The sequence below is a fragment of the Bartonella sp. B17 genome (genome assembly GCF_053795755.1).
Genome location: NZ_CP200032.1, coordinates 885,316 through 900,103 on the forward strand (window position 1 = coordinate 885,316; position 14,788 = coordinate 900,103).

Below are 14,788 nucleotides of genomic sequence, written 5' to 3' on the forward strand. Positions count from 1 at the left end.
TAGTGGGCTTTTTTTAATTTTAATATTTAATGCATATCATCGTCTTGAAGATACCCTTCTGTTTTGACATTTGGCACAAAAAGGAGTGCGATAAATGCAAAGATCATTACGCCAGTTATGTAGTAGTAAAAGATGGATTCATGACCAATACTTTTTAATTTAAGTGCTATAGATTCAGCAGATCCACCAAGCAATGCGTTGCCAATGGCATGAGAAATTCCAACGCCGAGTGCTCGTATTGAAGAAGGAAACATTGCTGATTTTACAATACCAGAAATAGACGTATAAAAACTCATAATAAAGAAGAGTCCAATGATAGTTGATAGAGCAACCCATGGACTATTAGTGTTTCCAATAATTTTCATTCCAGGGAACGTAAAGATAGTAGCTAATACACTCCAAGTAATAATTACAGTTTTTATTCCAATTTTATCAGCTAAAATTCCACATAGGGGTTGGATTAGCATGAAAATAAAGAGTGCAGAAGTCATTATTGTTGTAGCAGTGTGTTTATCAAATCCAGTTGTCGTGATTAGATATTTTTGCATATAGGTAGTGTATGTATAAAATGTGAGCGATCCTCCAGCAGCAAAAACAATAATCAGAAAACAAGCTTTTCCGTGATTACGTAAAAGTTCTTTAAAACTTCCAGTTTGTTGTTTGGCACGGCTTTCTTTAGTGGTTGTTTCATGGAGTGAGCGACGGAGATAAATTGCAACAATTGCAGCTACTCCACCAATCGCAAAAGGGATACGCCATCCCCATAACTTTAGCTGATCTTCTGTAAGATAAGATGCTAAGGTAAATATAATAAGGCTAGCAAGAAGCTGACCAGCAATAAGTGTTGCAGATTGAAAAGAAGCAAAGAGCCCGCGGTGGTTTTTAAGAGCGATTTCGCTCATATAAGTTGCAGCTGTACCATATTCTCCACCCGCAGAAAGTCCTTGAAGCATACGGAGCAAAAGGAGCAAAATTGCTGCTGTCGTTCCAAGAGTTTCATAAGTGGGAAGTATGGCAATCAAGAAAGAGCCACCGCACATCATAAAAACAGAAATAAGCATTGAGCGTTTTCGCCCATAACGGTCAGCAATAAATCCAAAGAGCCAACCACCGATTGGACGCATGAGAAAACCGATAAAAAAAACAGCAGAAGCTTTGAAAAGCTCCATAACAACATTGCCATTTGACGGAAAAAATTGTGATGAAAAATAAATAGATGTAAAAGCATAGACATAAAAATCATACCATTCTACCAGATTACCTGATGCGCTTGATATGATAGATAAAATACGTCTTCTTGTGTCGTGCGGCGCTAAAGCGGCTTGACTTTTCATAAGGATATCCCCCCATTTTTAGCATATTTATTTTTGTTATTATTGTAATGCTTTATTATATAGCAAAGATTTAATTGTATTATTACTTAAGGGGTGTTTACAGTATTTTATTTTTTGCGTCAAAAATTTAATTTGTCATGATAATTTTTATACGAGTTGCTCAAAGATAAAGATTCAAATTGTATATTTATTGAGTTTTTAAATTTTCTTTCTTTGTGGCTAATAAAATTGATTGTAGTGCTTATGTGAAAATTGACCTCGATTTTTGATTTCAGTTTTTAATAATGGGCGTTTATTGTTCAAATCAAATGAGTTATGGCTCAATCAATTTTGGGGATCAGATGTGCCCTTTATTCCCAGGCTTTCATTACTAACAAAAAACAAATTGAATGTTTTTTTGATTTTAAGTGTTCTAAATTTAGTAAAATAGAAAATAATATATTAAATGGTATTTTCTATAGCTTATATTGCAATAGGGAGTGTTATCTCTTTATGGCATTAAGAATTTTAGGATAAAAGTTTATAAATATTGTTTTTTTATAGGAAGACTATTACAAAAAAGCTCAATAACCTGAGCTTTTTTGTAATATAAAAAATTAATGAATATTATCTCCTTGAAGATATCCCTCTTTTCGAGCATCGGGCATCAAGAAAATTGCGATGAACGCGATGATCATTATACCGACTATGTAAAAATGGAATACAGATTCATACCCCATTTTTTTTAGTTGAAGTGCCACAGATTCAGCAGAACCACCAAATAATGCATTGGCGATAGCATAAGATAGTCCGACTCCCATTGCTCTTATTGAGGAAGGAAACATTTCAGCTTTTACGACACCAGAGATGGATGTATAGAAACTCATAATACAAAGCATTCCAATAATAACCAAGAGTGCAACCCATGTATCGCTGGTGCTGCCAATTAATTTAAGTGCAGGAATTGTAAAAATGATGGACAACATACTCCAAATAAGCAATGAAGTTTTTGTTCCAATTTTATCAGCTAAAGAACCAAATATGGGCTGGACTAGCATGAAGACAAAGAGTGCAGCAGTCATTACAGTTATGGCAGTATGTTTATCAAATCCAGTTGTCGTGATTAAATATTTCTGCATATAAGTGGTGTATGTGTAAAATGTGAGCGATCCTCCAGCTGTAAAGCCAATAACCAGAAGAAAAGCTTTTCCGTGATTACATAGAAGTTCTTTAAGACTTCCAGCTTGCTGCTTAGCACGGCTTTCTTTAGTGGTTGTTTCATGAAGTGAGCGACGGAGATAAATTGCAACAATTGCTCCTAGCCCACCAATCGCAAAAGGAATGCGCCATCCCCATGCCTTTAACTGATCTTCTGTTAGATATAATGCTAACACGAACATTACAAGACTGGCAAGGAGTTGACCACCAATGAGCGTAGCATATTGAAAAGAACTAAAAAAACCACGGCGATTTTTGAGAGCAACTTCGCTCATATAGGTTGCTGTTGTTCCATATTCACCGCCAACTGAAAGTCCTTGAAGCATACGGAGCAAAAGGAGCAAAATTGCTGCTGTCGTTCCAAGAGTTTCATAAGTGGGAAGTACGGCAATCAAGAAAGAGCCACCGCACATCATAAAAACAGAAATAAGCATTGAGCGTTTTCGCCCATAACGGTCAGCAATAAATCCAAAGAGCCAACCACCGATTGGACGCATGAGAAAAGCGATAAAAAAAACAGCAGAAGCTTTTAAAAGCTCTAAGACAACGTCTCCATCTGAAGGAAAGAATTGTGATGCAAAATAGATAGATGTAAAAGAATAAACGTAAAAATCATACCATTCTACCAGATTACCTGATGCGCTGGATATGATAGATAAAACACGTTTTCTCGTGTCGTGTGGTGCTAAAGCTGCTTCATTTTCCATAAGACTATCCCTTTTTCATATATTCATTTTTTTGGGGGGTGTTTACAGCATTTTACTTTTTGCGTCAAAAACTTAATTGTATTAGCTAATTTCTTGTGAAAGATGTTTGAGGGAAGAGATTTTTAATTTTCATAAATATTGCATTTTCTGTTTTATATTTTAATCAGAATATTGATCGTGTGGATTGAATTTGTGTGGAGAAGAGATCAATTTGGATATTTAAAGTGCAGTTTTTTTCTTGGTTATTTATGAGCTTTTGTAGTTTCTTAAAGGTGATACAAATATTACATGGTTGAAAAAACATGGTGTATCGATTTGGAATGAATGAACTGCTGAGAAAGAGTCTTGATTCTATTTATGGCTATCAATGGCATATTTGGCTAGTTTTTGATGAGTGTTCTCTCGATTAAATCAGTACTTTTTGACTGTGGTTAAAAAAATAGTTGTCTATTATTGCTGAGCTATAAAATTTAGTTGTACGTCAAAATATTTACGATAGTAAAACGCTTTTGATTTATTTAATTGTAGTTATTGCAAAGGTTTGGTTTTTATCAAAAAACTAAGGTATTTAAAAATGTGATGAGCTTTTTCTTGTAAGGTAAAAATTTGCGTTTTGGGATAAAGCTTACTATCAGACATCTTAATATGTGCATAATATGTGCATAAGTGTTATGATTTGTCGTTTTGCATTTAAAGCTTCATCCATTGTTATGACTCATTCTTTTTTAGGTATGTCATGTCATTATTGTAAAAAGAATGATTTTTAAAAAATGAAGAAGATGTGGCTTTTATTGTTGGAAGACGTCAAAAATTAATTGTCATTGATAATACTACTTATAGAAAATTTAAGCTTTATTGAAGAAATTTGTTTTTTGAATTTTTATAAAAAGATGGATTTTTTTAAAACAAAATTGAATATTTTTTTGGTCTTAATTGCGCTTAATTCAATAAAAATAAGAAAGTGATGATGGTATTCATTCACTTTTCATAGGTAACATTACAGAAGGGGGTATTGCTTTTTTACGGTGTTGAGAGTGTGGGTGCGAAAGTTTGTAAATGCTAAATTTTATATGATAGGGTAACAAAAAAGCTCAGTAATCTGAGCTTTTTTGTTTAACTAATTAATGAATATCATCTCCTTGAAGATATCCTACTTTCTGAACGTTTGGCATCAAGACAATTGCGATGAATGCAATGATCATCATGCCAACTATATAAAAATGGAATACAGATTCATGTCCCATTTTTTTAAATTGCAGTGCTACAGATTCAGCAGAACCACCAAATAATGCATTGGCGATAGCATGAGCTAACCCAATTGCTGTTGCTCGTATTGAAGCGGGAAACAATTCTGCCTTTACGATACCAGAGACGGATGTGTAAAAACTCATAACACAAAGCATTCCAATAATGACTGATAGGGCAACCCATACACTATTGGTGTTACCAATCACTTTAAGTGCAGGAATTGTAAAAATGATGGATAAAGCACTCCAGATAAGCATTGAACTTTTTATTCCAATTTTATCAGCTAGAGAACCAAATATGGGCTGAAGTAATACGAAAATAAAAAGAGCGATAGTCATCATAGTTGTCGCAGTATGTTTATCAAACCCAGTTGTCGTGATTAGATATTTCTGCATATAAGTGGTGTATGTGTAAAATGTGAGCGATCCTCCAGCTGTAAAGGCCATAACTAAAAAGAAAATTTTTCTGTGATTACATAAAAGTTCTTTGAGGATTCCAGTTTTTTGCTTAGCACGGCTCTCTTTAGTGGTTGTTTCATGGAGTGAACGACGGAGATAAATTGCAACAATTGCTCCTATTCCACCAATCGCAAAAGGAATGCGCCATCCCCACGCTTTTAATTGATCTTCTGTCAGGTATAATGCTAAAATAAAAATAACAAGACTGGCAAGGAGTTGACCACCAATGATTGTAGCATATTGAAAAGAGCTAAAAAAACCACGGCGATTTTTGAGAGCAACTTCGCTCATATAGGTTGCTGTTGTTCCATATTCACCGCCAACTGAAAGTCCTTGAAGCATACGAAGCAAAAGGAGCAAAATCGCTGCTGTCGTTCCAAGAGTTTCATAAGTGGGAAGTACGGCAATCAGGAAAGAGCCACCACACATCATAAAAATAGAAATAAGCATTGAGCGTTTTCGCCCATAACGGTCAGCAATAAATCCAAAGAGCCAACCACCGATTGGACGCATGAGAAAACCAATAAAGAAAACAGCAGAAGCTTTTAAAAGCTCTAAAACAACGTCTCCATCTGAAGGAAAGAATTGTGATGAAAAATAGATAGATGTAAAAGCATAGACATAAAAATCATACCATTCTACCAAATTACCTGATGCGCTGGATATGATAGATAAAACACGTTTTCTTGTGTCGTGTGGTGCTAAAGCTGTTTCATTTCCCATAAGCTTATTCCCCTTTTATATTTATTATGCTTATTTGGGGAGTATAATATTTTTTCTGTTACGTCAAAAAAATAAGTCTTACGTCAAAAAAATAAGTCTATAATCATAAAAATTATTTAAGGTAAGAATTTAATTATATTTTAAAATAATTATTTAAAAAGTTTTATATTTTATAATCAATAAAATTGATCGTGATATTTATATGAAAACTTACTTGGATCTTCTATCCCATGTTTTAGAAAATGGTGTTGATCGTACAGATCGAACTGGTGTAGGAACGCGATCTGTTTTTGGATATCAAATGCGCTTTGATTTGCAGGCTGGTTTTCCTTTATTGACAACGAAGAAATTGTATTTGCGTTCGATCATTTATGAGCTTTTGTGGTTTCTTAAAGGTGATACAAATATTACATGGTTAAAAGAACATGGCGTATCAATTTGGGATGAATGGGCTGATGAAAAAGGAGATCTTGGTCCTATTTATGGTTATCAGTGGCGTTCTTGGCCATCGCCTAATGGGCGTTGTATTGATCAAATGAGTAATCTTTTAACTATGATTAAGGAAACGCCTGATTCTCGTCGTTTGATTGTATCTGCGTGGAACCCTGCATCGATAGAGGAAGCGGCTTTACCGCCTTGTCATTGTTTTTTTCAATTTTACGTTTCTGATGGTAAGTTATCCTGTCATCTTTATCAGCGTTCAGCGGATATTTTTTTAGGTGTTCCATTCAATATTGCGTCTTATGCATTGTTAACGATGATGATTGCACAAGTTAGCGGACTTACAGCAGGTGATTTTATTCATACTTTTGGCGATGTTCATCTTTATTCTAATCATTTTGAGCAGGCCAAACTCCAATTGTCTCGTATACCAAATGCTTTGCCATTGATGCGTTTAAATTTAGCGGTAAGAGATCTTTTTTCTTTTAAATTTGAGGATTTTGAATTACTTAATTATGAAGCCTATCCACATATTAAGGCACCGGTGGCAGTATGACTTTTTCATTTTGTTTAATTGCAGCTGTTGCAGAGAATGGCGTTATTGGTAATGAAGGTGCTATGCCTTGGCAATTATCAACGGATTTGCAGCGCTTTAAAGCTTTGACTTTCGGTAAACCTATTATTATGGGACGAAAAACTTGGGATTCTATTGGACGTCCTTTACCAGGACGCACAAATATTGTAATTACCAGAAATTATTCATTTACAGCTGAAGGTGCAGTGGTTGCTCATTCTTTTTTTGAGGCTTGTTCTATCGCAAAAGAAGTTGCTTCTCAAAAGGGTACAGATACAATTTTTATTATTGGTGGGAGTGAAATTTTTCAACAAGGATTGAGTATTGCTGATAAAATATTTCTCACGGAAATATTAGCTTCCATTAAAGGAGATAGTTTTTTTCCTGTTTTCGATAAAGAAAAGTGGACTATAGCGCAAACGCAATATATTCCAAACGGAGATGAAGATAGTCATCCGACACGCTTTATTGTTTATGAGCGAAATAATCATTTGTAATTAAGTGGAAAGAGCCTGTAAGTCGTATTGTAATCAGATAAAAGGCACCCTATAAAGCTTAAGTAAATGGTTAGTACTTTGCTAGTGTTACTAAGTATAAAAGAGGTGATGATGCCCTGGACAAATCAAAATGGTGGTGGGCCGTGGAGTAGCGATAAAAATAAGCTTGGTGGTAATAAAAAAACACCAGCTAAGAACCTCTTCGGTTCTGGCGGCAATAACGGTGGTGATAATAATCCCAATCTTGATGACATTTTGCGTAAAGGGCAAAATCAACTCAAACAGTTTGGTGATGGTGGTCTTTTTATTTTAGTGTTTTTGCTCGCCCTGTTTTTTTGGTTGTACCAATCTGTTTATATTGTTCAGCAGAATGAGCAAGCAGTGGAGTTGCGTTTTGGAGTCCCTAAAGAAAAAACTATTGGTGATGGTTTACATTTTCATTTTTGGCCGATTGAGACCTATATGAAAGTGCCTTTAACAGAAAAAACAATCGCGATTGGTGGTCAGTCTGGTCAGGCACAACAAAGTGAAGGTTTGATGCTTTCGAGTGATCAAAATATTGTTAATGTTAATTTTTCTGTTTATTATAGGATTTCAAATCCTAGTCAATTTTTATTCAATGTAAGTGATCAAGAGGGGACGGTTCGTCAGGTTGCTGAAAGTGCAATGCGCGAGGTCATTGGTTCTCGTCCAGTAGATGATGTTTTACGTGATAAAAAAGAAGAAGTTGCTGATGATGTCAAAAAGATTATTCAGATGACTGTAGATAAATATCAGCTTGGTGTTGAAATAAATCGTGTGTCGATCAGTGAAGCTGCTCCACCTACGAAAGTTGCTGCTGCATTTAATTCTGTTCAACAGGCAGAGCAGGAGCGTGGGCGAATGATTGAAGAGGGGAATCGTGTACGTTTCACTAAAATTGGTTTAGCTAATGGTGAAGCTTCGCGCACACGAGAAGTTGCAAAAGGTAAAAAAGCACAAATGGTTGAAGAGGCAACAGGACGGGCTGAACGTTTCCAAGCTCTTGCTCGTGAAGCTGCGATCGCACCAGATGCCGTTCGTTATCGCCTCTATATGGAAATGATGGGACATATTATTTCTTCACCAAGTAAGTTGGTTTTTGATCAAGCACATTCTTCAGCAGTGCCTTATTTACCGCTGAATGAGTTGCTGCGTAGTAACTTGTCCGAGAAAGCAAAGATAACATCAGCGCGTTCTGCAACGCTATCGGATTTTGGCATTTCTGGAGGACATTAATCATGCAGCAATCTCGTTTTTGGTTTATCTTTAGTGCCATAATAGTGTTTTTGATGGTTTTATGGATGTCCATTTTTATTGTCTATCCTCGTCAGCAAGTGGCAATTAAACGTTTTGGGCAAATTGTTAAGGTAGAACCAGCGCCCGGTATTTATTTTAAGATTCCTTTTTTAGATAAGATGGTTATTATTGATAATCGGTTGTTACGTTACGATGTTCCCACGCAATCTGTACAGGTTCGTGGTGGCGCTTATTATGAAGTGGATGCATTCTTTATTTATCGTATTACAGATCCTAAGTTATTCTTACAGCGCATTGCATCGGGGCGACCGCAAGTTGCTGCGCGTGAAAATCTTGCACCACGCTTTATTGATGCTTTGCGTGCTGTTTATGGTAAGCGAGAATTTAAAGCAGCTTTATCAGATGAACGGGGTGCGATGATGGCTGAAGTACAGCGGCAATTTTCTGTAGATGCAGGCTCATTGGGTATTACCATTGTTGATGTGCGTATTCGCAAAACCGATTTAACTGATGCTGTCTCAGAAGATGTATATCGACAAATGGCAGCTGAACGCGAAGCTGTAGCAGAAAATATTCGTGCTCGTGGTCAACAAGAGCGGGATCGCATTGTGGCAGAGGCTAATCGTGAATATGAAGAAATTGTAGCAGCTGCAAAGCGTGATGCAGAAATTACGCGTGGTGAAGGGCAAGCTGAAAGTATTCGTATTTTATTGAATGCGCGAAAAATTAATCCGTCTTTTTATGACTTTTGGTTAGCGATGGAACAGTATAAGAATTTGGAGCGTACTCCAATGGTGATTTCGCCAAATGAAGCTTTCTTTTTTTATTTTAGTAATCCATTGCAAGTAAACAAAACATCTTCACCGAAAGTGAATGCGGACTTCCATCATACTGATCAAAAATCTGCGGGAGAATAGATCAGATAGTGGATTGTGGCTGAGCTTTTCATAAAAGGTTTTATCTGTGTTTTCTTTCTTTTACGATAAAAATAGTGTAGTGTTGTAAGAATATCTTAATTTCGCATGGATGAATTTAGTGATGCTCTTTGCAGCATTGATTACAAGGTGTATAATGAGTAAAAATATGTCTCTAAAGCGCTTTGCCACAAAAATTGTTATCTGTGTTATTTTGTCTTTGTCAGTATCAATAAGTTTGGCTGGTGTTGTTTCATCCCAGAATACTCCACCTTCTGTTCCTGATTTGGCTGCTGAACTTTTGAAGACGGTCGTAAATATTTCCACGGTACAAACAGTTGAGGGGACTGAGCAAGATGAAAATACTTCTGTGCCCGTTATCCCAAAAGATTCATTGTTGCAAGAATACTTTAGTGATTTTTTTGCACCTAAAGACAATCAAAAAGGTGGTCAATTCCAAAAAGTACGTTCTTTAGGATCTGGTTTTGTAATTGATGCAAAAAGAGGGCTTATCGTTACCAATTATCATGTTATTGTTGATGCTGATGATATTGAAGTTAATTTTACAGATGGTACAAAACTAAAAGCAAAATTGCTTGGAAAAGATAGTAAGACTGATTTGGCATTGCTTCAAGTAGATGCTGGAAGAAAAAAATTAACAGCTGTACGTTTTGGTGATTCAGAGAAAGTACGTATTGGTGATTGGGTTATGGCTATCGGTAATCCTTATGGTTTTGGTGGAAGTGTAACGGTTGGTATCATTTCTGCACGCAATCGCGATCTTAATGCTGGTCCTTATGATAATTTTATTCAGACTGATGCGGCAATTAATAGAGGCAATTCTGGAGGCCCCTTATTTGATAGGAATGGTCAGGTAATTGGAGTTAATACAGCAATTATTTCCCCTTCTGGAGGATCAATTGGTATTGGCTTTGCTATACCGTCTGATATGGCACTTTCTGTTATTAATCAGTTGCGTGATTTTGGAGAAATAAGGCGTGGTTGGTTGGCTGTTCATATTCAGCCTATAACAGAGGATATTGCAAAAGTTTTGAAATTAGATAATGCTGCAGGGGCATTAATTGCAGGGAAAATAGAACATGCAGAGGTAGATAATAGCCAGTTGCAGGTTGGAGATGTCATTTTGCGCTTGGGGAATGCCAAGATTAAAAACGCGCGTGATTTACCGCGTTTAGTAGCAGAAATCCCCGCAGGAAAGGTAGTAGATATTACGGTTTTTCGTGATAGACAAGAAAAAACAGTAAAAGTTAAGCTTGGTCGTTTGATTGAGACAGATGCAGATGAAAACCTAACAGAAGAATCTGATGATAAAAAAAACGATACTGTATCAAAAAACGCGACAATGCAATTTATGGGAATGACATTAGCTGAGCTTACGGCTGATTTGCGTAAAAATTATTCAATTACTGATAAGCTTAGTGGATTGGTTGTGACGTCTGTTGCACAAAATAGTGTAGCAGATAAAAGACGTATTCGCATTGGTGAAGTAATTGTTGATATTAATCAAAGCGCGGTTACGACAATTGATGAAGCAAAAAAACGGCTTCATAAATTACGCGAAGCTGGACGTAAAAATGCTTCATTTGTTGTTGCTCGTCCAGATGGGGAATTACGATTTGTAACAATCCGAATAGATTGATATTGCTTAATTTTTGAAGAGTTTATTAGCACCAAAAATGGTCACATATAACAGCAGTTTACAAGCATGGCTGCGTCTTTCTTTGTTGTTAATAAAAAGAAAGTTCATAGAAAAATATAAAATTTTTATGAGATTTTCTGATGCTTTTGGGTTATGTCGTGATAAAATGGGATGTAATTTAAACGTAGCTTTTTATTATGTTTGAGATAATCTGTATGGTGTTACAGTTAAAAATTTTTTTTACCTTTTATATATAAAAGGAAAGTCATCTGATACGAGCATTGAGCTAGTTTTGTTTCGTGTAAGCGGTAAAGGTTATTTTATTTTTCGTGTTCGCGGTGCAAGGATTTTGGTGGTAGGTCTTTATTGTGAGAGGATAATTTCAAAGAGAGTTTTGCTGTGATGCTCTTGTACAATTTTTATTGTACTTACCTTTTATCTTATTAAAGAATAACGGATTATCTGATATTTGTTTCTTTTTTTATTAATGCCTTTTCTTTTCGCTTTAAAGATTTAACATTTATGACATTATAGGCAAAGTGCTGGATTTAGAATACATCATGGATATGGTATTAAGTAATTCATTGATGGAGAGAAGAAGTTTCTATTCATGAAACAAAGAGCGATTACTTTGATAGCAGGTCCAACTGCAAGTGGTAAGTCAGCGCTGGCGTTAAAAATAGCGCAAGAAAAAGATGCTGTTATTATTAATACTGATTCTATGCAGATTTATGATGTTTTAAATATTTTAACGGCACGGCCAACAAAAGAAGATACTGAAATTGTTCCGCACTATCTTTATGGTTATGTAAATCCTTCTCTTCACTATTCAGTAGGGCAATGGTTACATGATGTTGAAAATCTTTTGAATACGTGCACGTCAAAATCATTAATTTTTGTTGGTGGAACTGGGCTTTATTTTCGTGCTCTTTTGGAAGGGATTTCAGAGATTCCCCATATTCCAGATGCTGTTCGGCAAAAGTGGCGCCTGCGACTTAATAAGGAAGGAGCTGAAAGTCTTTATCGTCAATTATTACAGGTTGATGCTCTTCTTTGCGAAAAAATTTCTCCGCAGGATGGTCAACGCATTGTGCGTGGTTTGGAAGTCTATGAAGCGACTGGAAAAAGATTAAGTTGGTGGCAAAAGAAAAAAACAACATCTCTTATTGCATCAGATTGCTTAAAAAAAATTTTTCTTGTTCCGCCACGTCAATTGCTTTATGCACACATTAATGAGCGATTTGACACCATGATCGAAAAAGGGGTTTTAAAAGAGGTCGCTTCTATGAAAAAGCTTATGCTTTCTCCTTTATTGCCAGCGATGAAAGCTATTGGTGTTGGTGAGTTGATAGCTTATTTAGATGGATATAAAAGTTTTGAGAATGCCGTTGAAATCGCAAAGACAAAAACAAGAAGATATGCAAAAAGGCAGATAACATGGTTTCGTCATCAATTTGATAAAGAATGGATGCTTATTTCTTCATATGAAGAGCTGCAGAAAATTTTAAAATAGTTCAAAAAGAAAAGCGTTTTGAATAGAGAGTTTCTTAGAAAAGTGGTTTTTTATTGCTTAATGTGGCATTGATGAAATTAAGAGTTTTCACTATAAAAAATATTTTTCTTATAATATATCGCCTATTTCAAATAGAAGGGTAATTGCACATTATATGTTTTTGTGTGTAATAGGCTATTGGGGGAGTCTTTTTTGTTATGCTATCAGATAGATGAGTGGGAAAAATGATAGAGCATTCAAAAATCAAAGAAAGTGCTGACGGAAAAATAATGTCAGGAGCTGAAATAGTAGTTCAAGCTCTTATCGATCAAGGGAGCACACATATTTTCGGTTATCCTGGTGGAGCTGTTCTTCCTATTTTTGATGTCCTGTATCAACAAGATTTACTTCAGCATATTTTAGTGCGTCATGAGCAAGCCGCAGGACATGCTGCTGAAGGTTATGCACGCAGCACAGGAAAAGTAGGTATTATGCTTGTAACTTCTGGTCCGGGCGCGACAAATGCTGTGACACCTTTGCAAGATGCGTTAATGGATTCTATACCTATTGTTTGTTTTTCTGGTCAGGTACCGACAACTATGATTGGAACAAATGCTTTTCAAGAAGCTAATACGATTAGTATTACAAAACCCTGTACTAAACATAATTGTCTTGTTAAAGATGTGAATGATCTTGCAGAGGCTATTCATGAAGCCTTTTATATTGCTCAATCAGGACGTCCAGGTCCAGTTTTGGTTGATATTCCTAAAGATGTTCAATTTGCTTCAGGTATTTATAGAGCGCCTCAAGTGCCAATATCTATGCGTTCTTACTCGAAGCCGAAAGAGGATATGAAAGCTATTGAATCTGCTGTTTCTCTTTTATTGGAAGCAAAACGTCCTGTTATTTATTCTGGTGGCGGTGTTATTTCATCGGGTTTGGAAGCTGTACAGTTTTTGCGTGAGTTGGTTCAATTAGGGAATTTTCCTATTACTTCAACATTAATGGGGCTTGGCGCATATCCAGCTTCTGGTAAAAATTGGCTTGGAATGCTTGGGATGCACGGAACCTATGAAGCTAATATGGCCATGCATGGTTGTGATGTTATGTTAGCTGTTGGTGCGCGGTTTGATGATCGTATTACGGGGCGACTTGATGCATTTGCACCTCATGCGCGTATTATTCATATTGATATTGATCCTTCTTCTATTAATAAAATAGTAAAAGCAGAGGTTCCTATCGTTGGCGATGTGGCTCATGTTTTAGGGGATATAACGCGACGTTTGCGTAGGTCTCCCTCAATATTTAAAAGCAAAGATTGCGATGCGTGGTGGGCTCAAATTAATCTTTGGAGAGATCGCAATTCATTGGCATATACTAAAAAAGAAGACGTTATTATGCCACAATATGCTCTTGAACGACTTTATGCTCTTACCAAAGATGTGCATGCTTATATTACGACGGATGTTGGGCAGCATCAGATGTGGGCTGCTCAATATTATCACTTTAATGAGCCAAACCATTGGATGACCTCTGGTGGTCTTGGAACTATGGGATATGGTCTTCCTGCTGCTATTGGTGCGCAAATAGCGCATCCTAGTGCGCTTGTTATGTGTATTTCTGGTGATGCTTCAATTCAAATGAATATTCAAGAACTTGCAACTGCAGTTCAGCATAATGCGCCTGTAAAAATTTTTATTTTAAATAATCAGTATATGGGCATGGTTCGTCAGTGGCAACAATTATTACATGGTAATCGTCTTTCTCATTCTTATGTGGAATCGATGCCTGATTTTGTAAAATTGGCGGAAGCTTATGGAGCAGTTGGTCTCTGTTGTTCTAAATTAGATGAGCTTGATAGTAAAATACAGCAAATGATTGCTTGTGATAAGCCAGTTCTCTTCGATTGTCGTGTTCATAATTTGGAAAATTGTTTTCCAATGATCCCATCTGGATGTGCACACAATGATATGTTATTATCTGACGAGGCTAATAATGAAGCTGTTGCGAATGCTGTTCCTACTAAAGGAAAAATTTTTGTATAAAATGTTTAGTAATAGCAACGATATGGGTTTAAATTTTTATTTACATTCTTCTTGTTTTAACATATTCGAGCAGAAACTTATATATGGACTATGTTGGTGATGTTTTTTGTAATTGAGTTAACTTTTCATGTTTTGCTGCAAGATAAGTATTTTTCTCAACAAGAATGGGGTTTTACCAAAATAGTAGATATAACTTCTGCACGGATGTGAGTTTTATACT

10 protein-coding genes are annotated in these 14,788 nt (G+C 36.0%); 7 read left to right on the plus strand and 3 right to left on the minus strand.

The window, feature by feature from the left end:
• Positions 1-26 precede the first annotated feature (26 nt).
• The 3 genes from V4B18_RS03870 to V4B18_RS03880 all read right to left on the minus strand — a co-directional run bounded on the left by V4B18_RS03870 (position 27) and on the right by V4B18_RS03880 (position 5,667).
• Positions 27-1,334 carry an MFS family transporter gene (locus tag V4B18_RS03870; protein WP_455475175.1) on the minus strand — a complete coding sequence of 436 codons (1,308 nt, stop codon included), beginning with the start codon at positions 1,332-1,334 and terminating at the stop codon, positions 27-29.
• 596 nt (positions 1,335-1,930) lie between these two features.
• On the minus strand, positions 1,931-3,238 hold the full coding sequence (locus tag V4B18_RS03875; protein WP_455475176.1) for an MFS family transporter: 1,308 nt from the start codon (positions 3,236-3,238) through the stop codon (positions 1,931-1,933).
• Between the two features lie 1,121 nt (positions 3,239-4,359).
• On the minus strand, positions 4,360-5,667 hold the full coding sequence (locus tag V4B18_RS03880; RefSeq protein WP_455475177.1) for an MFS family transporter: 1,308 nt from the start codon (positions 5,665-5,667) through the stop codon (positions 4,360-4,362).
• Between the two features lie 202 nt (positions 5,668-5,869).
• Between V4B18_RS03880 and V4B18_RS03885 the strand changes: the two genes are divergently transcribed.
• The 7 genes from V4B18_RS03885 to V4B18_RS03915 all read left to right on the plus strand — a co-directional run bounded on the left by V4B18_RS03885 (position 5,870) and on the right by V4B18_RS03915 (position 14,568).
• The gene (locus tag V4B18_RS03885) at positions 5,870-6,664 is read left to right on the plus strand and encodes a thymidylate synthase (RefSeq protein WP_455475178.1); all 795 of its coding nucleotides are present in this window, start codon (positions 5,870-5,872) and stop codon (positions 6,662-6,664) included.
• On the plus strand, positions 6,661-7,179 hold the full coding sequence (locus V4B18_RS03890) for a dihydrofolate reductase (protein ID WP_455475179.1): 519 nt from the start codon (positions 6,661-6,663) through the stop codon (positions 7,177-7,179). Before V4B18_RS03885 ends, V4B18_RS03890 begins: the two co-directional genes overlap by 4 nt.
• A gap of 111 nt (positions 7,180-7,290) precedes the next feature.
• The gene (gene hflK / locus V4B18_RS03895; RefSeq protein WP_455475180.1) at positions 7,291-8,436 is read left to right on the plus strand and encodes an FtsH protease activity modulator HflK; all 1,146 of its coding nucleotides are present in this window, start codon (positions 7,291-7,293) and stop codon (positions 8,434-8,436) included.
• Positions 8,437-8,438: 2 nt separating this feature from the next.
• Positions 8,439-9,374, plus strand: a complete 936-nt coding sequence (gene hflC / locus V4B18_RS03900; protein ID WP_455475181.1) for a protease modulator HflC — start codon at positions 8,439-8,441, stop codon at positions 9,372-9,374.
• 154 nt (positions 9,375-9,528) lie between these two features.
• The gene (locus tag V4B18_RS03905; RefSeq protein WP_455475182.1) at positions 9,529-11,031 is read left to right on the plus strand and encodes a Do family serine endopeptidase; all 1,503 of its coding nucleotides are present in this window, start codon (positions 9,529-9,531) and stop codon (positions 11,029-11,031) included.
• A gap of 610 nt (positions 11,032-11,641) precedes the next feature.
• Positions 11,642-12,544, plus strand: a complete 903-nt coding sequence (gene miaA, locus V4B18_RS03910; RefSeq protein ID WP_455475183.1) for a tRNA (adenosine(37)-N6)-dimethylallyltransferase MiaA — start codon at positions 11,642-11,644, stop codon at positions 12,542-12,544.
• A gap of 224 nt (positions 12,545-12,768) precedes the next feature.
• Entirely contained in the window at positions 12,769-14,568 is a 1,800-nt protein-coding gene (locus V4B18_RS03915; RefSeq protein ID WP_455475184.1) for an acetolactate synthase 3 large subunit, read from the plus strand.
• The last annotated feature ends 220 nt before the right edge of the window (positions 14,569-14,788 follow it).

Coding starts and splice junctions, on each gene's coding strand:
- V4B18_RS03880 (WP_455475177.1), bottom strand. CDS start 5,667: ATGGGAAATGAAACAGCTTTAGCACCACACGACACAAGAAAACGTGTT.
- hflC (WP_455475181.1), top strand. CDS start 8,439: ATGCAGCAATCTCGTTTTTGGTTTATCTTTAGTGCCATAATAGTGTTT.
- V4B18_RS03875 (WP_455475176.1), bottom strand. CDS start 3,238: ATGGAAAATGAAGCAGCTTTAGCACCACACGACACGAGAAAACGTGTT.
- V4B18_RS03890 (WP_455475179.1), top strand. CDS start 6,661: ATGACTTTTTCATTTTGTTTAATTGCAGCTGTTGCAGAGAATGGCGTT.
- V4B18_RS03885 (WP_455475178.1), top strand. CDS start 5,870: ATGAAAACTTACTTGGATCTTCTATCCCATGTTTTAGAAAATGGTGTT.
- V4B18_RS03915 (WP_455475184.1), top strand. CDS start 12,769: ATGATAGAGCATTCAAAAATCAAAGAAAGTGCTGACGGAAAAATAATG.
- hflK (WP_455475180.1), top strand. CDS start 7,291: ATGCCCTGGACAAATCAAAATGGTGGTGGGCCGTGGAGTAGCGATAAA.
- miaA (WP_455475183.1), top strand. CDS start 11,642: ATGAAACAAAGAGCGATTACTTTGATAGCAGGTCCAACTGCAAGTGGT.
- V4B18_RS03905 (WP_455475182.1), top strand. CDS start 9,529: ATGAGTAAAAATATGTCTCTAAAGCGCTTTGCCACAAAAATTGTTATC.
- V4B18_RS03870 (WP_455475175.1), bottom strand. CDS start 1,334: ATGAAAAGTCAAGCCGCTTTAGCGCCGCACGACACAAGAAGACGTATT.